Source organism: Nonomuraea sp. NPDC049141 (genome assembly GCF_040648415.1).
Taxonomy (GTDB): domain Bacteria; phylum Actinomycetota; class Actinomycetes; order Streptosporangiales; family Streptosporangiaceae; genus Nonomuraea.
This window is the reverse complement of record NZ_JBEZDR010000003.1, coordinates 280,241-301,198: the sequence shown is the minus strand read 5'-3', so window position 1 is coordinate 301,198 and position 20,958 is coordinate 280,241. Positions and strand designations below refer to the sequence as shown.

General features: G+C 66.3%; 23 protein-coding genes and 1 pseudogene. 13 read left to right on the top strand and 11 right to left on the bottom strand.

What is annotated here, in order from left to right:
* Positions 1–146: 146 nt before the first annotated feature.
* Positions 147–848 (top strand): 2-phosphosulfolactate phosphatase, encoded by a 702-nt coding sequence (locus tag AB0B91_RS10040; RefSeq protein WP_358317923.1) that lies wholly within the window; start codon positions 147–149, stop codon positions 846–848.
* A gap of 517 nt (positions 849–1,365) precedes the next feature.
* Here AB0B91_RS10040 and AB0B91_RS10035 read toward each other — a convergent pair.
* Positions 1,366–1,854: a MarR family transcriptional regulator gene (locus AB0B91_RS10035; protein ID WP_358317922.1), complete on the bottom strand. Its 489-nt coding sequence runs from the start codon at positions 1,852–1,854 to the stop codon at positions 1,366–1,368.
* Positions 1,855–1,972: 118 nt separating this feature from the next.
* On the opposite strand from AB0B91_RS10035, the gene AB0B91_RS10030 reads away from it, so the two are divergent.
* The 3 genes from AB0B91_RS10030 to AB0B91_RS10020 are packed head-to-tail and all read left to right on the top strand — an operon-like array spanning position 1,973 to position 4,167.
* Positions 1,973–2,596, top strand: coding sequence for a DUF4386 domain-containing protein (locus AB0B91_RS10030; protein WP_358317921.1), 624 nt, complete (start codon positions 1,973–1,975; stop codon positions 2,594–2,596).
* Positions 2,593–3,450 carry an SDR family NAD(P)-dependent oxidoreductase gene (locus AB0B91_RS10025; protein ID WP_358317920.1) on the top strand — a complete coding sequence of 286 codons (858 nt, stop codon included), beginning with the start codon at positions 2,593–2,595 and terminating at the stop codon, positions 3,448–3,450. Before AB0B91_RS10030 ends, AB0B91_RS10025 begins: the two co-directional genes overlap by 4 nt.
* Before the next feature lie 3 nt (positions 3,451–3,453).
* Complete coding sequence (locus AB0B91_RS10020) at positions 3,454–4,167, top strand: DUF998 domain-containing protein (RefSeq protein ID WP_358317919.1); 714 nt, start codon at positions 3,454–3,456, stop codon at positions 4,165–4,167.
* Positions 4,168–4,257: 90 nt separating this feature from the next.
* Here AB0B91_RS10020 and AB0B91_RS10015 read toward each other — a convergent pair whose 3' ends face one another.
* A complete protein-coding gene (locus tag AB0B91_RS10015) occupies positions 4,258–4,416 on the bottom strand; it encodes a hypothetical protein (RefSeq protein ID WP_358317918.1) in 159 nt (52 codons plus the stop codon).
* 574 nt (positions 4,417–4,990) lie between these two features.
* On the opposite strand from AB0B91_RS10015, the gene AB0B91_RS10010 reads away from it, so the two are divergent.
* Positions 4,991–5,332 (top strand): hypothetical protein, encoded by a 342-nt coding sequence (locus AB0B91_RS10010; RefSeq protein WP_358317917.1) that lies wholly within the window; start codon positions 4,991–4,993, stop codon positions 5,330–5,332.
* A 400-nt stretch (positions 5,333–5,732) separates the two neighbouring features.
* Here the strand turns inward: AB0B91_RS10010 and AB0B91_RS10005 are convergent, their stop codons facing one another.
* Positions 5,733–7,211 (bottom strand): hypothetical protein, encoded by a 1,479-nt coding sequence (locus tag AB0B91_RS10005; RefSeq protein WP_358317916.1) that lies wholly within the window; start codon positions 7,209–7,211, stop codon positions 5,733–5,735.
* 95 nt (positions 7,212–7,306) lie between these two features.
* Positions 7,307–7,915, bottom strand: a complete 609-nt coding sequence (locus tag AB0B91_RS10000) for a TetR/AcrR family transcriptional regulator (RefSeq protein ID WP_358317915.1) — start codon at positions 7,913–7,915, stop codon at positions 7,307–7,309.
* Between the two features lie 93 nt (positions 7,916–8,008).
* Between AB0B91_RS10000 and AB0B91_RS09995 the strand changes: the two genes are divergently transcribed.
* Complete coding sequence (locus tag AB0B91_RS09995) at positions 8,009–8,758, top strand: SDR family oxidoreductase (RefSeq protein ID WP_358317914.1); 750 nt, start codon at positions 8,009–8,011, stop codon at positions 8,756–8,758.
* On the opposite strand, the gene AB0B91_RS09990 is transcribed toward AB0B91_RS09995, so the two are convergent.
* The 4 genes and pseudogenes from AB0B91_RS09990 to AB0B91_RS09975 all read right to left on the bottom strand — a co-directional run bounded on the left by AB0B91_RS09990 (position 8,755) and on the right by AB0B91_RS09975 (position 10,819).
* Complete coding sequence (locus AB0B91_RS09990; protein WP_358317913.1) at positions 8,755–8,898, bottom strand: hypothetical protein; 144 nt, start codon at positions 8,896–8,898, stop codon at positions 8,755–8,757. The two genes, AB0B91_RS09995 and AB0B91_RS09990, sit on opposite strands and share 4 nt — an antisense overlap.
* Before the next feature lie 77 nt (positions 8,899–8,975).
* Positions 8,976–9,119 (bottom strand): annotated as a pseudogene (locus AB0B91_RS09985) (transposase domain-containing protein); the annotation flags it as partial.
* A 192-nt stretch (positions 9,120–9,311) separates the two neighbouring features.
* Positions 9,312–9,785 carry a TIGR00725 family protein gene (locus tag AB0B91_RS09980; RefSeq protein WP_358317912.1) on the bottom strand — a complete coding sequence of 158 codons (474 nt, stop codon included), beginning with the start codon at positions 9,783–9,785 and terminating at the stop codon, positions 9,312–9,314.
* Positions 9,786–9,808: 23 nt separating this feature from the next.
* Complete coding sequence (locus AB0B91_RS09975) at positions 9,809–10,819, bottom strand: hypothetical protein (protein WP_358317911.1); 1,011 nt, start codon at positions 10,817–10,819, stop codon at positions 9,809–9,811.
* Positions 10,820–11,326: 507 nt separating this feature from the next.
* Here AB0B91_RS09975 and AB0B91_RS09970 point away from each other — a divergent pair.
* The 7 genes from AB0B91_RS09970 to AB0B91_RS09940 all read left to right on the top strand — a co-directional run bounded on the left by AB0B91_RS09970 (position 11,327) and on the right by AB0B91_RS09940 (position 17,822).
* Positions 11,327–11,617: a hypothetical protein gene (locus AB0B91_RS09970; protein ID WP_358317910.1), complete on the top strand. Its 291-nt coding sequence runs from the start codon at positions 11,327–11,329 to the stop codon at positions 11,615–11,617.
* The gene (locus tag AB0B91_RS09965) at positions 11,614–12,096 is read left to right on the top strand and encodes an ATP-binding protein (protein ID WP_358317909.1); all 483 of its coding nucleotides are present in this window, start codon (positions 11,614–11,616) and stop codon (positions 12,094–12,096) included. Before AB0B91_RS09970 ends, AB0B91_RS09965 begins: the two co-directional genes overlap by 4 nt.
* 818 nt (positions 12,097–12,914) lie before the next feature.
* Complete coding sequence (locus AB0B91_RS09960) at positions 12,915–13,169, top strand: putative ATP-grasp-modified RiPP (protein ID WP_358317908.1); 255 nt, start codon at positions 12,915–12,917, stop codon at positions 13,167–13,169.
* A gap of 5 nt (positions 13,170–13,174) precedes the next feature.
* Positions 13,175–14,143 (top strand): ATP-grasp ribosomal peptide maturase, encoded by a 969-nt coding sequence (tgmB, locus tag AB0B91_RS09955; protein ID WP_358317907.1) that lies wholly within the window; start codon positions 13,175–13,177, stop codon positions 14,141–14,143.
* Positions 14,140–15,342 (top strand): ATP-grasp peptide maturase system methyltransferase, encoded by a 1,203-nt coding sequence (gene tgmC / locus AB0B91_RS09950; protein ID WP_358317906.1) that lies wholly within the window; start codon positions 14,140–14,142, stop codon positions 15,340–15,342. Before tgmB ends, tgmC begins: the two co-directional genes overlap by 4 nt.
* Positions 15,343–15,769: 427 nt before the next feature.
* Complete coding sequence (locus AB0B91_RS09945) at positions 15,770–17,311, top strand: serine/threonine-protein kinase (protein ID WP_358317905.1); 1,542 nt, start codon at positions 15,770–15,772, stop codon at positions 17,309–17,311.
* A gap of 10 nt (positions 17,312–17,321) precedes the next feature.
* Positions 17,322–17,822, top strand: coding sequence for an NUDIX domain-containing protein (locus tag AB0B91_RS09940; RefSeq protein ID WP_358317904.1), 501 nt, complete (start codon positions 17,322–17,324; stop codon positions 17,820–17,822).
* Here the strand turns inward: AB0B91_RS09940 and AB0B91_RS09935 are convergent.
* From AB0B91_RS09935 to AB0B91_RS09925, 3 genes are read right to left on the bottom strand one after another with little or no spacing between them, the layout of a single operon-like run.
* Positions 17,808–18,629 (bottom strand): carbohydrate ABC transporter permease, encoded by an 822-nt coding sequence (locus AB0B91_RS09935; RefSeq protein ID WP_358016250.1) that lies wholly within the window; start codon positions 18,627–18,629, stop codon positions 17,808–17,810. The genes AB0B91_RS09940 and AB0B91_RS09935 overlap by 15 nt on opposite strands.
* The gene (locus AB0B91_RS09930) at positions 18,629–19,558 is read right to left on the bottom strand and encodes a sugar ABC transporter permease (protein WP_358317903.1); all 930 of its coding nucleotides are present in this window, start codon (positions 19,556–19,558) and stop codon (positions 18,629–18,631) included. Before AB0B91_RS09930 ends, AB0B91_RS09935 begins: the two co-directional genes overlap by 1 nt.
* Positions 19,555–20,919 (bottom strand): extracellular solute-binding protein, encoded by a 1,365-nt coding sequence (locus tag AB0B91_RS09925; RefSeq protein WP_358317902.1) that lies wholly within the window; start codon positions 20,917–20,919, stop codon positions 19,555–19,557. The genes AB0B91_RS09930 and AB0B91_RS09925 overlap by 4 nt, the downstream gene beginning before the upstream one ends.
* Between the last annotated feature and the right edge of the window lie 39 nt (positions 20,920–20,958).

Here is a 20,958-nt window from a genome sequence, read left to right as displayed (position 1 = left end):
TGAACACGACAGGCAACGCGATTTCGACCGCCGGCGGCGCTTCCGGTCGAGAAGGCGCACCAGGAGGTGTTGCGTTCCGAGACCGTCGACGTGATGCGTAGCACTCTCTGGGTGCCTCGGGTCGGGCATGCGCAATCATGACCGGAATGGACACTCGTTTCCTTGGTATCGCTGATCTGGTCGAAGCCCCGTCCGTGGCGGTCGTGGTCGACGTCATGCGTGCATTCACCGTGGCCGCCTGGGCCTTTGCCCAGGGGGCGGAGAAGATCGTTCTTGCTGAGTCACTGGACGAAGCCCTGGCGCTCAAGGCTCGCCACCCGGATTGGGTGGCGCTCAAAGACGGTCCACCCGCGCCCGGGTTCGACACCGTCAACTCGCCGGGCCTGCTGCGGTCCATTGACCTTGGCGGACGGACCGTTGTGCAGAAGACCACGGCAGGGACAGTCGGCGCCCTTGCGGTCAAGGAGGCGCCGCTGGTGCTGTGCGCCAGTTTCGTGGTGGCCGAGGCAACGGCTCGGATCTTGCGGACGCGCAAGAGTGACAGTGTCACGTTCGTGGTCACTGGCGAGGATGGGCAGGCCGATGAAGATCTGGCATGTGCTCAATACATCGCTCGGAGGGTCACCGAGGCCGGGACGGATGCCGCTGAGTTCCTCCGCCGCGCTGCCGAGTCGCGCGCCGCCGCCGAACTGGCGGAGGGGGTGCGTCAAGGAGTCCATCCTGATGACGTCGCGCTCTGTCTTGAGGTCGACCGGTTTCCCTTTGCCATGGTGGCGACCTTGGAAGGCTCGCTCATGGTCCTGCGTCCACACGCGACGCCTTCGCTGACTGACGAGGCCCCGGTCTGATCGCACTCTTGCAGGCCTCGGTCATTCTGCGGGTGAGTCGCGGATCTGGTTCTGAGGTTCCCCCGTTGCACGGACACCTGAGCTGAGGTCACTCAGGTGTCCGTGCAACGGGGGGAACCTCACTTTCCGCTTCGCCCCAGACCAACTTGCCGCGCTGCCTGGACGAGATCCCGACGCCATCGACATCGCCGCCGTCCACCAGGCATTTCTCCAGGGCAGCTATCCGAGTGCCAAGCAGATCGCTACAGTGTGCGGAACCACGAGCGAGCACGTTCGCTACATCCTCGATGAACACCCCGTCGAGAGGCCGATCCTGACCATCGGTCCCCGCATCTGAGGAAACCGCCATGTCGGTGAGACAGACCTTGCGCCAAGAGCATGAGACGGTTCGAGAAACCGCAGGCCACACAAGATCAAGATGTTACGGAGACTTGATCATCGTTTGCGTGTGATGGCATCGCCTGACGCCATCGCGGCGAGCGACACCGTGTCCAACGAGTGAGCTACGCGGCCGTGGTCACGTCTCGGAGCGTTGCCGGTATCTGGGGTGGACCCCGGCGGTGAGGTTCTGCTGCCGGGCGATGCGCGTGAGTAGCTCGCGCATCGTGACGCGTTCTGCTGAGGTCAGTGCGGCGAACAGGTCGTCCTCGTGCGCCTTGCCGAGGGCGCCCAAGCGCTGTAGCGCTTGTTGACCGCCGTCGGTCAGGTGCAAAGCGTAGGAGCGGCGGTCGGGTTCGCCACGGCGGCGTTCGATCAAGCCTCGGTCCTGCATGGTGTCGACGAGAGTGACGAAACGGCTGGGCGGGGTGCCCAGCCGTGCGGCGTACGCCTGCTGGCTCAGCCCGGGCGTGACCGCGATCATGCGCAGGAGTCCGGCCTGCGCAGGCGTCAGGTCTAGGGGCCCGATGCGGGCGGCGAAGGCCGCAGCGGCATGCGCGCCTAGTTGCGCAAGCAGGAAAGCGGCACCGCCCCAGGACCGATCTGGTCCGTCGCTGGGTTTTGACACGGAGAGAATCGTATCACTTGGAAAACGATATACACTCGTATACGGTGTTCGGATGTACATCAATTAGGGAGTCGACATGTCTCGACCGCAGTCCGGCCCGCCGCTGATCGTCCCCGGCGTGGCCTTCACCGTGCTGACCATCGCCGGCATCGTGACCGCCGCAGGCGTTCCTCGCCCGCAGGCGCCCGGTTCCGAAGTGCTCGCTTACATACAGGACCACGCTTCGCCTATGCGGCTGTCGGCATTCCTGGCCGTTGGTGCCGCTGTCCCACTTGCCATCTGGAGCGCCGCGGCGTACCGGCGGCTGCGGGCGTTGGGCATCACCGCGCCAGGCTCGGCCATCGCCTTTGCCGGCGGCATGCTCGCCAGCGGCTTCGCGGCGCTGTCCGGCCTGATCGGCTGGGCCGCCTCCCGGACCGCAGACAGCGCGCCGCTGGCCTCGGCGCTGCGGGATCTCGCCTTCATCACCGGCGGACCAGGGTTCGTGGCGTTCTTCGGGCTCCTTTTAGCCGGGGTCAGCGTCCCGATGTTGCTGCTGCGCATGTCCCGGCCCGTTGCGATCGCCGGTCTGGTCCTGGCGCTGGCCGCCGAGCTGTCGACACTGACCCTGTTGACGCTCGATGCCGCGCCCACCCTGCCGATTGCCCGCTTCGGCGGCATAGCTTGGCTGATCACCGTCAGTCTGCTGCTGCCCACCAGCCGCCACCGCACCTCCGACACGACCGTGTCAGGCAAATCATGATCGCGTTGGTGACCGGCGGCACCGCCGGAATCGGCCTGCAGATCGCCGGCAAGCTGCGCGCCGCCGGAATGACCGTCCTGATCACCGGCCGCGATCAGCCCCGCGGCGCAGCCGCGGCGGCGGACCTCGACGCGACCTTCCTGCCCGCCGACCATCTGACGATCGCTGGCAATCTCGACCTGGCCCGGCGCGTACGTGAGCACGTACCGCGCTTGGATGTCCTGGTCAACAATGTTGGTGGCGGGGCGTTCACCGAACGGACCGTCACCGCAGAGGGCCACGAGGCCACCCTCGCGCTGAACTACCTCGGCCCGGTCGCCTTGACCCAGGCTCTGCTGCCGACACTCGTCGAAGACGCCCGCATCGTCCAGGTCGTGTCGAGCGCCTTCACCATGCACACCGACGACCCGTTCACCGAGCTGCCCACTTACACCGCGATCGCCGCCTACGCCCGCGCCAAACAACTGAACCTGCTGGCCACAATGAGCCTCGCCCGGCAACAGGTCGGCCACACCGCCGTCAACGCGGTCAATCCGGGCATGGCCTGGACCCCAGGCGTCCAGGCGCTCACCCCACAGGCCGTCCCCGCCTGGAGATACATCTGGCCGCTGGTCCGCATGATCCAGCGCCGCGCATCCCCGGAGAAGGCCGCCCGCGTCCCGGCGCTCCTCGCCCAGCGCCCCACCGGCACCGGCCAGCTCTACGAAAGCAATGGCAAGGTCAAGGCACCTCCGGCGCGACTGCACGACCCGGCGCTGCAAGACCGAGCCCGGCAAACCGTCGCCGACCTCACCGCATCGCGCCACATCGCCGACGGGCCTGCCGATGCCTGCGGCCCCACCCCCAAGGAGTAACCCATGCCACCCCAGTCCACGTCGTCCCGCCGCGAGCGTCCAAGCCCCGACCTCGGCCAACAACGTGACATCACCACACGGATTCTTCTCGCCGCCGGTGTCGTGGGTCCTGTCCTGTTCGTCGTCACCTTCACGGTCGCCGGTTGGCTCCGTCCCGGATACTCGGCAATGGCCAGTGCGGTCAGCGACCTGGGCGTCGGCGACAATGCATCGATCCAGAACGCCAACTTCCTGCTGTTCGGCATTCTGCTCATCGCCTTCGCCACTGGATTCCGGCGCGCCACAACAAAGATCATCGGACGTCGGGCGACATGGGGAGCCATCCTGATCGCGACGACAGGAATCGGCATGCTGGGCGCCGTCCTGTTTCCAGCCGCGCCTCCGACCGAGATACTCCACTTCCTCTTCGGGTTCCTCGTCGTTATCGTCTCGGCCATAGCGGTCGTCTTCTACCTCGGCCGCCAGTTTCGTCGCCTGCCCGGATGGCGTAACCTGTCCCGCTATTCCACATGGACCGGCCTGGCCGCAGTCGCGCTGGTACTTCTCACCTTTGTCGCGCTCAACCCTGCCTCGCCATGGGAGAAAGCCGGAATCGGCGGTCTCATCAACCGGCTACTCGCGGTGGAGATCTTCGCCTGGTACACCGTAACCGGATGGTGGCTGTCGCAATACGCCAGCCGCGGACGCGTCGTCGATCAGACCACAGCCACACGATGATCCTCTTCGAGCGGCTGGGGTTTAACGGACATCGGCCGCAGGCTGGGATGATTTAAGTCGGAACGAGTTGGCGACCTTCTGCCGCTAGATTCACTGCGCTTGCGGGTCCCAGGGGATGCACCAGCGTCCGTTGGCCCTGCGGGCGGGTACCTGTCCGTGGTTGAGCCAGTTGTAGATGGCGTCGGCGGGAATGCCGAGCGCGGTGGCGGCGTTGGGGGTGCCGGTGCGGGCGGCCAAGGTCGAGGGCATGCGGTCGAGGTTGAAGCGGCTGGAGGAACGGGGCTAGCTGACCGAAGGCTCCCCGGGGCTGTTTTCGGTGACTGAGCAGGTGGCCGCTCAGATCGCACGGTAGGTGGCCGGTGGCCGCCGGGGTGACATCACCGCCTCGTCACCGGCGGGGTGATTGCCGGGGGTCTTCCGCCGTCAGGTTCGAGGGTGCGAACCCACCCGAACCTCGCCGGAAGAAGAGCCCGTGGTGGAACCGTACGACACAGGCACGCCGGCCGGGGCGGCGCAGGTGGTCATCGGGCAGTCGTGGGCCTCCACACGCAGGAAGTCGTCGTCGCTCACTGCGGGATCGTTTCCGGGGTGTGTTTCACCCGTCACCCGTTCGCACCGACCTATGAAACGGCGCGCCCCGTGGGCAACGGCAGGTACCGCGGCACCCGTATTCGTCGGTTTGTCGTTTCACCTCGAGCCCGCCGCCTCAGCTGCATGCCGCGTGTGTATCCGGGTTTCGGTCCCCCCGCTGACGTGGGCGGCTTTCGCCGGATCCTGACCCGGTGTTCGGTCTGCGCCCACACTTGTGGGTACCGTGCCGTCCATGACTGAGAGCTCAGCTACTGGTGTCGAGGCGTTGCTCGGCGAGGAGATCCTCTCTCTCGCCGCCAGCACGTTCGTGGTGACGTTCACGGCTGTCGGACTGGGGCGCGAGCAAGCCCGGAACCGGGTGGACAAAGAGATCTACCGCCGGTTCGGGAAACCCCGCAGAGGCGACGACTATTACGCCTACCAGGCGGTCATTCTCCAGATCGTCCTGATCTGGGAGCAAGCTCGGATCGCGGCACGGGTCTACTCTGGCGGTCTGATCCTGCTCCCCGATGGCACCCGGCTGCTCGACGCCACGGACGCAGTCGACGAACTGCGCACCCTGCTCCGAGCCTGACGTCCAAGTCCCGGTACAAGAAGCCCGAGAACGTGCGGAAGTACTGCCGTCCCTCCCCAAAGGCGATCACAGAGGTCACCAGTCTGCTCCCGCCCAGCCAGATCGCCGCCGACGACTACCGCAGCCGCACCGCCTACAGCACCTTCCGCATGCGCCTGCTGCCCTCCGAGACCAAGCTGCTTCAGGAGGCCGGCGCTGACTTGCTCCACTTCAACGGCATCGACGAGCCACTGACCTGGCAGCCCACCTTCCGATTCTCCCCGGACCAGCTGGCCGCGCTGCCCGGACGAGATCCCAACAATATCGACATCGCCACCGTCCACCAGGCGTTCCTCCAGGAGAAGCTTCCTAGCCCCAAGAAGATCGCCACAGCCTGCGGACCCACGAGCGAGCACGTCCGCTACATCCTCGACGAGCACCCCGTCGACAGACCAATCCTGACCATCGGTCCCCGCAGCCGAGGAAACCGCCATGTCGGTGAGACAGATCTTGCGCCAGGCGCATGGACCTGGCGGGACAGGCCGATGTTCTGACCGGTGTTGGTCGCGTTCGGCTCCAGCAGAATCGCCTCGTCGGGCACGCCGAGTTCCAGCGCGTGCTCGCGGAGTGGACGGCCTCGCCGCGAGGGAAGCGGGCCGCCGTAGTGGGGCTGGTGGCACCGGAGAAGACAAGCAGCGGGAACCACCCTGCGCGGTACAGCTCGACCGCCGCACACGCGACGCCCAGATCGTGGCTGCCCAGGCCGATTGCCACATCGCACCGGCGCAGGTCGTGGTGCATCTGGTGGTAGTCCCTGGTGTGCAAGCCCGTGCCGCGCGGCTTCGCGTGCGGCACGGTCGAGGATCATCAGCCCATCATCCATGGTGGCCCGGTCGGAAAGCAGGATGTGCCCGTAAGCGGTCTCGAGCCGGACCCGCTGCATGGGCGCATCGGTGACGGCGGTGGCGCGGGCGAGGTCGATCAGGCGTAGCGCCTCCGAGAGGTACCCGGCTCCACGGTGGGCCAAGGCGAGTTTCTGGTGCGCGACAGACCAGTCCTCGGGCTCGCCAAGGCTCTTGAACTCGTGGATGGCGGTCGTCATCAGGCGGGCGGCGTAGTCGTTGTTGTCGTTCTTGCTCAGGGCTGTCCCGACCCACAGGCGGGCTCGCGTCCGGTCGCGTGGTGAGAGCCGGTCATCCACCGCCAGCGCTTCATACTCCTTGGCGGCCTCGTCCAGTTGGCCCGACATCTCGGCGACCACCGCCAGCGAAAGGTCGAGCTGGGCAATGCGGCGGGGGATGTCGATCTGGCGGTAGATCGAGCGAGCGTTGAGGTAGGAACGGCGGGCGGACAGGGGGCCGGCGACTGCGCCTTGATCGCGTTGGAGGTCGCCGAGCAGTGTCGTGGATCGTGCGAACAGGTACAGGCCCTTGTCGTCCAGAACGTGTGGGTTGTAGCGGGTGAGCCATCGGTTCAGCAGGTCGCCGGCGTAGCTGAAACTTTGGCGGCTGAGGGCGACCACGGCCCGGTCAAGGTCGACGGTCCATGTCTCGTAGTCCCAGGCCCGTGGCCCCACGCGTGTGACTCGCAGCCCTTGGTCCGTGTCCTGGCCGAGTTCCAGGAGCAGGGTCTCGAACCGCAGGTGGGTCGCCGAGTCCCCGCGAGCGAGCGCGGTGTCCAGGATGGCCTGGGTGTCGGGGCGTGGCCGAGTGGCGGGGCCGAGCTGGTCCCACTTCGCCACGGTGCGGGGAGCCACGCCGAGGTGCTGGGCGAACACCCGCACACTCATCCGCAAGGCAAGACGAAGTGCATGCGCAAGCCTCGGCCGCATACTCCAAGTGCGACTTACAGTACTTGGGGGCCGGTCGGGCCAGGAAACGTCGGTGAGAATCAGCAGCACCCAGAGGAGCAGACCGGTTCGGCGCCCGGAGCGTGGTCAATGTGGCCGTTCTTGGCGGGCTGCTTGCCCGGTAACGCGTCCAGGAGTTGTTCGTATCAGGTGGGCGGCCAGTGCCGTAGGGCCATGTCGGCCACCATGTGGAGGTCGTCGCGGGTGGCGCCACCGGCGGCCTGAACGGCGATGCCGTTGGCCACGGTCATGAGGTATCGGGCGAGCAGGCCGGGATCGGTCCCCGGCGGCAGGTCGCCCTCGTCGACGGCCCGCTGGAACCGCTCCCGTAGGAGCGAGATGCCGTTGTCGCGCCAGGCTGCCAACGTATCCCGGGCGCTGAGCCCGGCCTCGCCCGCCGCCAGGGAACCTTGGACGCCGAGGCATCCGGCAGGACAGCCGGGACTGGTGGTGGCTCGGACGGAACCGTTGAGGAACGCCGTGGCCACGTGCCACGCCGTCGGCTCCTCCAGGGCCCGGGGGACGTACGCGGCGGGGCCGTCGGTGTAACGCTGCAGGGCCTGGTGAAACAGGTCTTCTTTGCTGCCGAAGGCGGCGTACATGCTGGTCCGGCTGATGCCCATGGCGTTGGTCAGGTCGGTGAGGCTGGCGCCTTCGTAGCCCTGCTCCCAGAAGACCCGCATGGCCTGGTCGAGCGCCTTCTCGGCGTCGAAACCGCGTGGCCGGCCGATCGGCGCCTTCCTCTGGGTGTTCACGTGATCGATCATACCCCTTTTGTACCGAACGGTGCGGAACTGCTATCGTCCACTTCAGTACCGATCGGTGCAGATTTCTATCGAGGTGAGAGCATGGGACAGCTGGAAGGTAAGACCGCCGTCGTCACCGGCGGCGGAACGGGGATCGGCCTGGCCACCGCCATACGGCTGGCGGCCGAGGGCGCGCACGTCTTCATCACCGGCCGCCGAAAGACGGTCCTTGACGCGGCGGTGGAGCGCATAGGCCCAGCGGCGGTGACGGCCGTACCGGGCGACATCTCGGACCTGGCCGACCTGGACCGGCTCTATGCCGCGGTCCGGGCTCGAGGCCGGGGCCTGGACGTGCTGTTCGCCAACGCCGCCGCCGCGTCGTTCGCGACGCTGGAGCAGGTCACCGAGGAGCACTTCGACGAGACCTTCGGCGTCAACGTCCGGGGCACCTTGTTCACGGTGCAGAAGGCACTGCCACTGCTCAACGACGGCGCATCGGTGATCCTGAACAGCTCGGTGCGCGCCGGTGACGGTGTCGCCGCGTTCGGCGCGTACGCGGCCTCCAAGGCAGCGATCCGGTCCTTCGCCCGGACCTGGGCCAACGAGCTCAAGGGCCGGAACATCCGGGTCAACGCGATCTCCCCTGGCACCATCGACACTCCTGGACTCGACGGCGTGGTCGCGACGGAGAACACGCCCGTCACCAAGTCGGATTTCGCCGCGGCGATCCCACTCGGCCGGATCGGGCGCCCGGACGAGGTCGCCAATGTGGTGGCTTTCCTCGCTTCCGACCAGGGCAGCTTCTTCCTCGGCGCCAACTTGGTCGTTGACGGGGGCGAAGTGCACATCTAACGGGCGTTGTCCTGTCTGATCCCGGCCAATTGTTCGTCCTCGGCTTCGCCCCGGTGGATGTGGAAGGTCGGCGGCCTGCCGGTCTTGTGCCACTGGACGATGTAGTAGAACCGGTTACCGCTGATGTGGAAGTGGGCCACCGCCCGCGCAGTCCTCCGGGTCAGGCTTGCTGGACGAGCTTCTTGTGAGCCTCGGACATCCCCTCAGGTAGAGCGTCCCGCGATGGCAGCGACCGCAGCCGCCGCTCGGTCGTCCCGGTCTCCTCCAGTACGGCATCGACCAGCTCGAACGGCACCACCTGCGTCAACTCGCCCAGATGCCCCGGCGCGAAAACACCGCCGGCGACCTGGACCCTCCGCACAACCCCGACAACTACCGACCTGGCAGACTCGGGCAGCAACGAGACCTCGGCTCCGGGACGGATCTTTGGACGGACCACCCCGGCATAGCAGAGGTCTCGTCCCATGCCCGGCCCCGGCGCGCTGTGCCGACGATCACACCCTCAGCCCCTTGAAGAACCCCGAAGATCCTTAACTTCGCGGCATTGCTTGATCTACCGCCATAGACCTGTCAGCTCTATCGCGTGTTGAGGGTTATCGGCGTGATGGATACCTGGAATCGGTCGCCCATGGCGATCTTGAATGCGCCACCCTCCGAGCTGGACGACGGGGCTTCGTCCTCTCCTCATGGCAAGGGCCAGTTCGGAAAGCGTCCCCCACGAGCCGCCGACCACAATCACGGCGTCACCCGAGTTGACGATCACGTTGTTTCGAGCTTCGCCGATCCCTGTAGGAATGACGATGGTCAGGTCAGGGTTGATGTTCTCTCGGTCAGCGCGGGAGAGGATGCCCACAACCGTTCCGCCTGCGGCGTTCGCGCCTGCGGCGACTGCCGCCATGACACCTGTGTATCCGCCGCAGATCACTACCGCTCCATGTTCGGCCAGCATGCGGCCCAACTCGCGGGCATTGCGACGGTCATCGTCGGTGCAGTCACGTGGCCCGCATACCGATACCTGGATAGCCATCAAAGGTCTCCTACTCCGTGACTTCACTCAGGGAGCGCTGGTTGGCTCGGAGAAACGGCACGATGGGCGGTGAATAGATCAATGCGCTCTCTTAGCTCCAGAGCGAGCCTGCCGTGTGCATGTGGGGCAAGTTCGCCACTGATGCGCCGGATTCGTTGTACGACCGGGACTGTACGATGCTCCGGCGCAATGCTGAGCACCGGATCCAGCGCATCAGCGAACCCGTCAACTTCCCCTGACGCGAGATGAGCCGCCGCCAGGTCTATGCGCGCGGCGGCAAGCAGCTCTGCCCCCGATTCAGATGGGTCGGCTGTCAGGAACTGGATCGCCTGTTGTGCTTGCCGCGTCGCCTCGCGAAGGTCGTCGGCCTCCCCCATGGCGCAATACGCCTCGCTCGCATAATAGGCGGCTTTGCCGCGACTGAACTGGAACACCCCAGGTTCGTCAGCAGTCGACAGTTGATCGCGCGCATCGCGGGCAGCAGCGATGGCGTTGGGGAACTCGTGGAGGTCTCGAACCGCTGCCAGAGCCCTGGCCTCTTGGCTCGTCAGCCTGAGCATCGCCGTGCCGGATGTGGCGTGAGCACGACCGGTGTTGGCTATCTCAGCAGCACGCCGGTAGTCCCCACTCCAGTAGGCGACGTTTGATTGCACCCACCGGACGTAGGCGCGTAGTGGGTTGTCGTCTGTGAGTTCCGCGCACACCAGCGCCGTCCGGGCGTGCGTTTCGGCCTCATGCGGGTGGCCGAGGTCCGCACTGGCGTGCGCCAGAAGACCACATAGCTGACCGGCGGCACGGTACAGCCGCCGCTCCTGATCAAGAGGATGACGCTCGTCAAGGATCGAAAAGACTTCCGTCCGCAGGTCCGCGATGCGGCGGAACGCGAAGTACGGCGGACGGATGAGGTACTCGATCGCCAGCTGACGGACATCATCGTCAAGCTGATCAAGGACGCGTTCGTCAACCTGTCGAAAACGGCGAGCGAAACGGGCAGAATCATCGGCCACTTCTGTTATCTCCTCGTAAATACGCATCCCACCAGATTCCGAAGCCATCTGGCCGCGTGTCCGGGATTTCCCATTTGAGTAGCTATGGGGAGACCAAGGGTTCACTGACGCCACGATTGGCGGAGGGGCGAACAGCTCCGCTACCGGATAGCCGAACATCGTTTCTAGTACTCGACGACATAGGGGGCGCGGCTCACGCTTGACCTGTCCTGCGCACCAACGTTCCCATTGACGCTGGCTCGGGACGTAGTTGCTGCCGAAGCGCTCGGCGGTTGCGAGGAATTCGGCTAGAGCGTCGTCCGCTGCCCAATGGCGCTGAGCGACCAAATGGGCGAGCAGTGTCGCATGAGCCATCCCGCGCCTCCCGCTGACGATTGTTCCTCAGCCACTAGTAATGCCCATCACAAGCAGAAGCGCCAGGCCGAGGCCGGGTTACGTCGTCAAACGTCGGAAAGTGACGGTGTCGCGACGTGAATGGGTCGCGCAACCGACCGTCACAGTGAGTGACGCGCCCACTCGACTGGAAAGGCAGCCATGAACACGTACGGCTCGGCCCTAGAGGTAAGCACCATTTTCGGCGCGTGCGGCACAGCAAGGGAGACCTTCCTCGCCGAACTGGTCCTGCTCGGGGTCGAGTCTTCGGCGCCTCTTACCCGGAGATATATCGAACTCGCCTTGAATGTGGCAGAAAACCGGCATCTGGACGAAATACGCCTCGTTCTGACGGAGTTGGCGGCCAACGTCGTCCTGCACACCCGATGTGGGGCACCGGATGGACTGATCATCGTGGATGCGGCTACGCGAGTCTGGGAGGTGGCGCGGTGAGCGAGCGGTTTCTTGGTGAAGTCGTGTTGCGGGGGGTGGCGTATTCGGTGGCGGTGGCTCGTCACTGCGTCGGGGAGATGTTGGCGGCGGCAGGGCATCAGGTCGTGGAGGATGCGCGGCTGATCGTCAGCGAGTTGATCACCAATGCGCTGATCCACACCGCTTCGGGGCTGAATGGTGGGGTGGTGACGGTGGAGGTAGTCGCTGTTGATGTCGAGATCGTTCGCGTTGAGGTGACCGATGACGGGGCGGTCACGGTTCCTCGATCGCGGCTGTCCGGCGGTGACGAGTGTCACGGGCGGGGTTTGTGGCTGGTCGAGCGGGTCTCGCTCAGGTGGGGTGTGCGCTTGTTGGGGGCGGGGCAGCGCGCGGTCTGGGCGGAGACGTTCACGGGTCAGGCCGTGCCTGCCTGCGCTGGGAAAGATGTGACGATCGGGGCCGCGCACAGCGGGCGTCAGGTGGGGGGATGCGTTGGGTGATCAGTCAATGGTGGTTTCCCCCTCATTGCACGACACCGCATGTATCGGCCGTGCAGTCGCACTGCGACCAGTTGGCATGGAACCCTCCACGCGGGGGCGAGCTGGACGGCCGGGTTATGCAGTGGACCTGCGAGTGCGATGAGGTTTTTTACGAACTGATCGCGCTCGGCGGGTTGCGGTTCGTTCGCCGGGCGGCGCTCCGGAACGGGAAGGCCGTCATTCATGAGAGTGATCGCTCGTCCTTCCATGTGGCAAATGCCACATGGAGCGCTCTGCTTATGGGGTGCGCGAGATGACTGGAAGGCCATCGGGCGGGGCGACACCGGAGTGTCCTTCCTCCCGCCGCCAGCTCCCCATGAAACCTCGACAACAGAGTTAAGCACCCGCGTCGTCGTACCTGCCATGCGGAAGCGGTCGGAAGGAGGCCGGCAGTCTTGCCCGCGGTGCATAATTGGGCAATATTGGGTGAGCCGCGTAAAGTTGTTCATCGATAGCAAATAGACAGAAACATCTATGCCTGCTATGTCCCTATTAAAATGGGCGCGCCATGTCGCAGAGGATAAAGTGGTGCGCCCAAAATATTATCCTCAAGAGATGTCGCCTAATAGGAAGAAGAGAATGCACGACGGCCTCGCCGTTGGACGCTAGGATTTGTTGACGGCGCTGCAATGCCCCGTCAAGGCGCAACGGAAGGAGTCGCTGCACCAATGGCTGCTGGAGCATTCGCCAGATGGTGAATCGCGCGGGCAGATCAACCGAGCAACGCCTGCCGTTAGACCAGATCGCGCAAAGAAGGGATGCCTGCACTCATGACTCCAATGACGGCTACACCATGGGCCCTACAACTCGTCACTGACCGGCTTCCGGTAGGTCTTCCGCAGTACGCGACGGTAGCTCTGGACTCCTCGACCCAGATCGCGCGCTACTTCGACGCCGAGGGCCGGGTGGTGGAGTTGGCCAAGCACGGCACCAACAAGACGGTAGGCACCCCCTCGATGTCGGGTGGCGGCGACGGTAAGGACCCGCAACCGCAAACGCAGGACGACACCAACACCGACTACAAGTCAGACTGACCAGCATGTCCTCTACCGTTCTGGTCATCACCGCATTGGAGGACGTCACCGCAGACTGGGTCATCTCTGCGCTGAACGAGCGCGGGGTGAAGGTCGTGCGAGTGGACCCCGCCGACATCGGACCCGGCTTGACCTTCGACGCACGAATCAGTGCAGACGCACACGCGTGGAGTGGTCGGCTACGCACTGCGAGCCGCGAGGTTGAGTTGACGGAGATATCGGCGGTCTACTACCGGCGCCCCAGCCCCTGGCGATTCGATCACCTGCCTCAGCAGGAGTGCGACTTCGCCATGGCTGAGGCCCGACACGGACTCGGCGGCCTCCTGGCCAACCTGGCCAACGCTGCTTACGTCAATCACCCGTCGGCGATCACCCGCGCTGATTTCAAGCCCGCGCAACTCCACGTGGCCGCCCAACTAGGTCTGAACATCCCGCCCACTCTGGTCACCAACGACATCGATGCTGCTCGCAGGTTCGCCACTAAGCACGAGCCGATCATCTACAAGACCTTTCGTGGTCTGCCTTCATCAAAGGACGGTCGGGCCGGAGCGATCTGGACGCAGCGCGTGAATCCCGACGCCTTCGACGAAACGCTTTCGGTGACAGCGCACCTGTTTCAGGCTGAAGTCCCCAAGGTCGCGGACGCGCGAGTGACCGTCGTCGGTAGCCGTCTGTTCGCAAGCAGAATCGAAACCTCGGACGGCGTTCTCGACTGGCGGCGAGGCGACTGGGAGAAGCTGACGCATACTCCGATCGAGATCCCCGACCCGATCGCGGCAGCCTTGGGCAGCTATCTCGCTTCATTTGAACTGGTATTCGGCTGCTTCGATTTCGCCCTTACCGGCAACGGGGACGTACCCGAGCACTGGATTTGGGTCGAATGCAACCCGAACGGCCAGTGGGGGTGGCTGCCCGATGCGCCCGAGATCACCGACGCATTCGCCGACATCCTGCAGAAGGGAAGCGCGCTGTGACGGCGTCCAAAAGGCTTGAAGCCGACGCCACACGCCTGCGCGCACATCTGGCGCAGCTCCTCGCCGAGGAAGGCCAGCTCGCGGATCCGGCGTGGCGGAAAGCAGTGGAGACCGTGCCCCGGCACCGGTTCGTGCCGGGCTTCTATCTGGATGCCGATGAGCGTACCCAGGAGGGGCTGACCATCTGGCAGCCGGTCACCGCCGAGCGCGACTATGACAGGTGGTTGGCCGCCGCCTACTCCGACATCACTCTCATCACCCAATTCGACGGAGAAGAACCCGACTGGCAACACCCCGCCGAGCGATACGGCGGCGCTCCAACCTCCTCCTCCACCCTGCCGTCCCTCGTCGTGCGCATGTGGGAGGACGCCGACCTTGCGCAGGGACACAGAGTGCTGGAAATCGGCACCGGTACTGGATACTCCACCGCCCTGGCGTGCGAACGTCTCGGCTCGGACGCGGTGACCTCCATCGAGGTGGACTCTCACCGGCTCAACCAGGCCGCCGCAACGCTGTACAGCCTGGGCCACGTCCCCGATCTGGCCGTCGCGGACGGCCTGTACGGCTATTGGCCTTGCGCTCCCTACGATCGCATCGTGGCCGCCTGCTCCTTCCGCAGCGTCCCACCCGCCCTGATCGCGCAGACACGCCTTGGCGGCAAGATCCTGCTCACGCTGAGCGGGTGGCTCTACGGCTACGCCCGCGCTCTGCTGACTGTGTCGGACGCTGGGAGCGCAGAAGGGGTGCTCCTTCCAGGGACTGTCTCCTTCATGTCCGCCCGCGCGCACGCCGCCCCCGCCTTCGGCAATCCCGCACACTGGGGAAACGCCCTCACTGAACGGGGGCGGACGGCTCGACATAGCCCTCAACTGATCAACGCTGCGAGCGAAGAGGCGTTCCATCTACGGTTTCTCGCGCAGTGCGCCATTCCCAACGCCCAGATGATCACCATCGATGACACCACGCACCTCATCGACGTCGTCTCTGGCTCGGCCGCATCGCTCACTCCCAACGACGATGGCTGGCAGGTACGCCAGCACGGCCCGCTACTGCTCTGGGATGCCGTTGAGGATGCGATCGACACCTGGCAAAACGCCGGACGCCCGGACCAAACCGGGTTCGGGCTCACCGTCACCGGAGACGGCCAACGGGTCTGGCTCGGAGATCCTCGTGGGCCGAACTGGAGCTTGCCCGCTTAGGAACCACTCCGGAACTGGGGGGTACGTTTGTGCCTCCTGCATGACTCAGCCTCTCCTCGGTTTCGGGGAGAGGTCGTTTCCGTTTGGACCGACGAAGTTAGGTTCGGATCAGTTGCCGCCGAGGGCGGTCTGCTCCAACCAGCCGACCGGGCGGAGCGTTCTTGGAAGGCGGTCCGAGCGCAGCGAGGTCCTTCAGGGGGGCGGGCGTCAGCCCGCCTGGAAGAACGTCCGGAGCGAAGCGGAGGGCCGTTGTGGGCGGGTGGGCATCAGACGGCCGGCCACCGAATCGGGTAAGGGGTGGGAGAAAGAACGCCCGGAGCGAAGCGGAGGCCCTTTGAGGGCGGCAGCGCCGCAGTTAGCGCCCACGCGGCACCATCGACCCCTAATATCGCTCCTGTCCGTATAAGCCCCGATATCGGAGGAAGCAGTGGGCGACCCCGGGACCGAGAACACGTCAGGACGTGGCGGTCCGGTGACGCTGCTCGCGGATCGCTACCGGCTGCTGTCTCCACTCGGCCAGGGTGGCATGGGCATCGTCTGGCGGGCGGTGGACGAGCTGCTGCGGCAAGAGGTGGCCATCAAGGAGGTCCGGCTGCCACCGGATCTCGACGAGGCGTCCCGGACCGCCCTGGCCGAACGCACGCTGCGCGAGGCCCGGGCCGCGGCGCGGCTGCGTTCCCACCCGTCGATCGTCACCGTGCACGACGTCGTCCTCGACGGCGGCCGGCCGTGGATCGTCATGGAGCTGGTCCAGGGCCGTTCCCTCGACCGGGTCGTGCGCGACGACGGCCCGCTGCCCCCGCGCCAGGTGGCCTGGATCGGTCTCCAGATGCTCGACGCGCTCGGTGCCGCGCACGCGTCGGGCATCCTGCACCGGGACGTCAAACCGGCCAACGTCATGCTCACCGATGACGGGCGGGTGCTGCTGACCGACTTCGGGATCGCGACCGTCGCCGGAGACGTCGCGCTCACCCAGACCGGCCTGCTCACCGGCTCGCCCGGCTACATCGCCCCCGAGCGCCTGCGCGGCGAGCCGGACGGCCCCCTCTCCGACCTGTGGTCGCTCGGCGCCACGCTGTTCACGGCGGTGGAGGGCGGCCCGCCGTTCGCCCGCCCCAACCCGGCCGCCGTGATGGCGGCCGTCCTGATGCAGGAGCCCGCCCCCGCCCGGCTGGCCGGCCCGCTCGGCCCCGTGCTCGCCGCGATCCTGGAGAAGGATCCGGTACGGCGCTGCGCCCCCAACCAGGCGGCCGACTGGCTGAACGGCATCGCCCAGGGCGCCCCCAGCACCGACCCGGCCCTGCACCGCGAGCGGACCCAGGCCACCCCTGTGCCCAGGCGCAGCCGTCTGCCCCTCATCCTCCTGGGCGCCGGGCTGGCGGTCGTGCTGGCCCTGGCCGCAGGGGTGGTGGTCTTGGTGCGGGTCCTGCCGAACCTCAACACCACGTTCACGTTCAGCGAGTCGCTCGGCGACACCTCCACCCCGGCCCCGACGTCCGGCTCGACGGGGTCCGCCCGGGCGCTGTTCGCGCGTGACTTCGAGGCATGCGGCCTGCTGACCAACGCCCAGGCGCGCTCGCTGCTCGGCGGTACGGTGAAGCGCCAGTTTCAGACCGCTTCCGCCTGCATGTGGACCAGGCCCGACAACGGCGCGTTCGTGAGCGTCACGGCGAACCGCCTGGCGGATGTCTCGGCCGCGCGCATCTCCCAGCAGTACACGGTCAAGACCATGAAGGAGGAACCGAAGCGCAACCCGGGGACCAAGGTCCGCAAGGGCCCGGCCGTCGGCGACGAGGCGTTCAGCTACACCCGGGGCGAATCCATCGTGGGGACGATCTACCGGACCCAGATCTCGTTCCGCGTGTCGAACGTCTGGGTGATCATCTACCACACGGGCCGGCAACCGGGATTCGCCACCGCCGATCGGACGGCCAAGCTCGTCGTCAAATCCATCAACCGGCATCGCTAGTCTCAAACCCATGGCGATCAGGAACTCGCACTGCTCCTTCTGCGGCACGGCGTACCCCCCGGACCAGTCCTGGCCGCGCACCTGCGCCGGCTGCGGCAACACCGCCTACCTCAACCCGCTGCCGGTCGCGGTGCTGCTGCTGCCGGTGGACGACGGCCTGCTGGTGGTCCGCCGTGGCATCGAGCCGCACCGGGGCGAGCTCGCCCTGCCCGGCGGGTTCATCGACGTGGGCGAGAGCTGGCAGCAGGCCGCCGCCAGGGAGCTGTACGAGGAGACGGGCGTCGGCGTCGAGGCGGACCGGGTCCGGCTGTTCGACGTGCACAGCGCTCCTGACGGCACCCTGCTGGTCTTCGGCCTGGCGCCACGGACCATCTCGGCCGCCCTGCCGCCGGTCGTGCCGACGGCAGAGACCATGGAGTGGCTGGTCATAGACGGGCCGCGGGAACTGGCGTTCCCGCTGCACACCGGGGTCGTCTCCGCGTACTGGGAGCGGCGCTCAGCCTTTCACTGATCCGGCGAAACTGAAGGAACCGGCGAGGTACTTGTTCACGGCGACGTAGAGGACCACGGCCGGGGCCGTGTAGATGATCGAGAAGGCGGCCAGCTCACCGTAGGCGACCTGCCCGTACTGCGAGAAGAAGGTGTAGATGGTCACCGCCGCCGGCTGTTTCTCCGGCGTGTCGAGCAGGACGAACGGGGCGAAGAAGTTCCCCCACTGGCCGACGAAGACGAAGATGGCGACGACGGCCACCCCGGGCGCCATCAACGGCCCGACGATCCTCAGCAGCGACTGCACCCAGCCGGCCCCGTCGACCCAGGCGGACTCCTCCAGGCTCACCGGCACGCCGTCCATGAAGTTCTTCATCATCCAGATGGAGAACGGCAGCGAACTGGCGGCCAGGAACAGCACCATGGCCGGCACCGACCCGTACAGGTTGAACCGGAAGAACATCGAGTAGACCGGCACCATGATCGCCGTGACCGGCAGGCCCGTGGTGAACAACAGCGTCAGCATGAAATGCCGTTTGAAACGCAGGGTGTAACGGGAGAGCGGGTAGGCCGCGAGCCCGGCGACGATCACGGTGAGGATCGCGGTGCTGCCGGAGATGAGGATCGAGTTGATGATCGGGTGGTAGACGGTCTCCCAGGTGAGCACCGCGCTGAAGTTCTTGAGCGAGAACTGGAAGGTCGGCTGCGCGGCGAGGTTGGCGTCGGGTTGCAGCGAGGCGAGGATCACCCACAGGAACGGGCCGAGGAAGGCCAGCGCGATCACCGCGAGCGAGACGAGTGCCGCGCCACGGGCGGCCAGGCGCGTCATCAGGTGTCCACCTTGATCAATCGCAGGTACACGAGGGAGAACGCCGCGCCGATGGCGAGCATCACCAGGGCCATCGCGCTGCCGTAGCCGATCTCGAAGTAGCGGAACGCCTGCTCGTACATGTAGAGCGGGGTGGTCTGGCTGGCCGTGCCCGGGCCGCCGCCGGTGAGGGCGTAGATCAGGCCGAAGCTGGCCAGGGTCTGCAGCGTGATCAGCATGAGGTTCGACAGGATCGAGCGGCGGATCAGCGGCAGGGTGATGTGCACCAGCCGCCGCCAGGTGCTCGCCCCGTCCACCGCCGCCGCCTCCAGCAGCTCTCCCGGTACGTCCGAGAGCGCGGCCGAGTAGACGAGCATGGAGAACGCGGTGCCGCGCCACACGTTGGCCAGGATGATCGCGATCATCGGCGCGGTGAACAGCCAGTCCTGGGAAAGGCCGAGGGCGCCGAGCGCCTCGTTGAGCGTGCCCTCCTCGGCCAGGAACGAGTACCAGCACGCCGCCGCGACCACCTCGGGCACCACCCAGGCCGCGATGACGACACCGTTGACCACGCTCCTGACCACCCTTCCCCGTCCCCGCTGGAGCAGCGCGATGATCAGGCCGAGGGTGTTCTGCCCGATGACGGCCGAGCCGATCACGAAGACGAAGGTCAGCAGGAGCGAGTTGCGGAAGTCCTCGTCGCCGAACATCTTGACGAAGTTGTCCACCCCGATGAACCGCGAGTTCACCGACGCGGCGCCGGTCAGCGTCTCGTTGGTGAAGGCGATGTAGACGCTCCACAGGATGGGCCCGACCATGAAGATCACGAACAGTATCAGGGCCGGCCCGAGCGGCAGCAGCCAGCGCAGCGTGCGCCGGGCCCGCCGGCGCGGCTCCCCCTTCCCGGGGGAGCCGGCCAGCCGTGGCGGTGTCACGGACGTGACGGTCATGAGCCGGAGATCACCTTGTCGGGGCCGCCGACGACGCCGGGCAGCGCGTCGGCGTAGTCCTTGGCCGCCGCGTCCGGCGCCTTGGAGCCGGTCGTCATCGCCTCCATGACCTTCTGCACCTCGGCCGAGACCTTCGGGTAGACCTCGTACGCCGGGCGGTAGTGGGTGACCGAGGCCAGGTCGGACCAGAACTTCACGCTCGGGTTGTCAGCGGAGTACTTCGGGTCGGCGGCCACGTCCTTGCGGGGGGCGAGGTCGCCCGTGCCGACGGAGTACAGCAGCGTGTTCTCCTTGTTGGTCGCCGTGGAGATGAAGTCCCACGCGTCCTTCTTGTCCTTGGCGTACGAGCTCATCGCCATGACCCAGCCGCCCGACATGCTGACCGCGCCGGGTGCCTCGCCGTTCTGGGTCGGCATGGGGGTCCAGCCCATCTTCTCGGTCCACTGCGGCCACGGTTTGGTGCTGGTCGGCTTCCAGGCGGCCGCCATCCAGGCTCCGTCGAGGTCGATGCCGAGCTTGCCGTTGGGGAACCAGTCCTGCCCGATCTTCTCCCCCAGCTTGGGGTTGAACGCGTCGGCCTGCTTGGGGCCGAGGTTCTCGCGGTAGATCGTGTTGATGAAGCCGAGCGAGTCGGTGAAGCCCTTGCCGGCGGCCACCCACTTCTTCTGGGTGTCGTCGTAGAGGGTGCCGCCGGGGGTGCCGTAGAGCAGCATCTCGAAGCCCTGCATGGTGGCGGCCTCGCCGTGCGGCTTGGTGGAGTACATGCTGAAGGGGACGACTCCGGGGACCTTCTGCTTGATGGCGCGGGCCGCGGTCAGCACGTCCGCCCAGGTCTTGGGCTCCCACGGCGTCTGGATGCCGGCCTTGGCGAAGATGTCCTTGCTGTACCAGAGCCCTCGGGTGTCGGTGCTGATCGGGACGCCGTAGATCTTGTCGTCGGGGCCCTTGGCGGCCTGCTTGACCGAGTCGGGGTACTGGGCGGCCCAGTCGGGCCAGGTCTTCAGATAGTCGTCGAGCGGGGCGAGCTTGCCGGCGGCGACGTCGGCGTTGACCTGGAACGTGTCGTGGAGATACACGTCCGGAGCCGATTCGGCCGAGCGGTTCAGCAGGGCGAGTTTGGTGTAGTACACCTCGTTGGTGCCCTGGACCGCGGTCAGCTTGATCGTCACGCCCTTGTGCGCGGCCTCGAACTGCGTCTTGGCCTGTTTGAGCATCTTCTCCAGGTGCGGCCAGGAGGGTTCCACCCGGTAGAGGACCTCGATCTCCTTGGCCCCGCTGCTGCTCTTGTCCTGCGTGTCCGCACCACACGCTGTAGTTGCTACCGCGACTGTCAGGATCGAGGCCACCATCGCTCGTCTCATCGGACTCCTATCTCGCCGATCCCCGAACGCGTTAACTGG

What these genes read in the sequence shown, in the direction of transcription:
- AB0B91_RS10040 (WP_358317923.1), top strand. Translation starts at nt 147, where the DNA reads ATGGACACTCGTTTCCTTGGTATCGCTGATCTGGTCGAAGCCCCGTCC.
- AB0B91_RS10025 (WP_358317920.1), top strand. Translation starts at nt 2,593, where the DNA reads ATGATCGCGTTGGTGACCGGCGGCACCGCCGGAATCGGCCTGCAGATC.
- AB0B91_RS10020 (WP_358317919.1), top strand. Translation starts at nt 3,454, where the DNA reads ATGCCACCCCAGTCCACGTCGTCCCGCCGCGAGCGTCCAAGCCCCGAC.
- AB0B91_RS10015 (WP_358317918.1), bottom strand. Translation starts at nt 4,416, where the DNA reads ATGCCCTCGACCTTGGCCGCCCGCACCGGCACCCCCAACGCCGCCACC.
- AB0B91_RS10010 (WP_358317917.1), top strand. Translation starts at nt 4,991, where the DNA reads ATGACTGAGAGCTCAGCTACTGGTGTCGAGGCGTTGCTCGGCGAGGAG.
- AB0B91_RS09995 (WP_358317914.1), top strand. Translation starts at nt 8,009, where the DNA reads ATGGGACAGCTGGAAGGTAAGACCGCCGTCGTCACCGGCGGCGGAACG.
- AB0B91_RS09980 (WP_358317912.1), bottom strand. Translation starts at nt 9,785, where the DNA reads ATGGCTATCCAGGTATCGGTATGCGGGCCACGTGACTGCACCGACGAT.
- AB0B91_RS09975 (WP_358317911.1), bottom strand. Translation starts at nt 10,819, where the DNA reads ATGCGTATTTACGAGGAGATAACAGAAGTGGCCGATGATTCTGCCCGT.
- AB0B91_RS09970 (WP_358317910.1), top strand. Translation starts at nt 11,327, where the DNA reads ATGAACACGTACGGCTCGGCCCTAGAGGTAAGCACCATTTTCGGCGCG.
- AB0B91_RS09960 (WP_358317908.1), top strand. Translation starts at nt 12,915, where the DNA reads ATGACGGCTACACCATGGGCCCTACAACTCGTCACTGACCGGCTTCCG.
- tgmB (WP_358317907.1), top strand. Translation starts at nt 13,175, where the DNA reads ATGTCCTCTACCGTTCTGGTCATCACCGCATTGGAGGACGTCACCGCA.
- AB0B91_RS09940 (WP_358317904.1), top strand. Translation starts at nt 17,322, where the DNA reads ATGGCGATCAGGAACTCGCACTGCTCCTTCTGCGGCACGGCGTACCCC.
- AB0B91_RS09935 (WP_358016250.1), bottom strand. Translation starts at nt 18,629, where the DNA reads ATGACGCGCCTGGCCGCCCGTGGCGCGGCACTCGTCTCGCTCGCGGTG.
- AB0B91_RS09930 (WP_358317903.1), bottom strand. Translation starts at nt 19,558, where the DNA reads ATGACCGTCACGTCCGTGACACCGCCACGGCTGGCCGGCTCCCCCGGG.
- AB0B91_RS09925 (WP_358317902.1), bottom strand. Translation starts at nt 20,919, where the DNA reads ATGAGACGAGCGATGGTGGCCTCGATCCTGACAGTCGCGGTAGCAACT.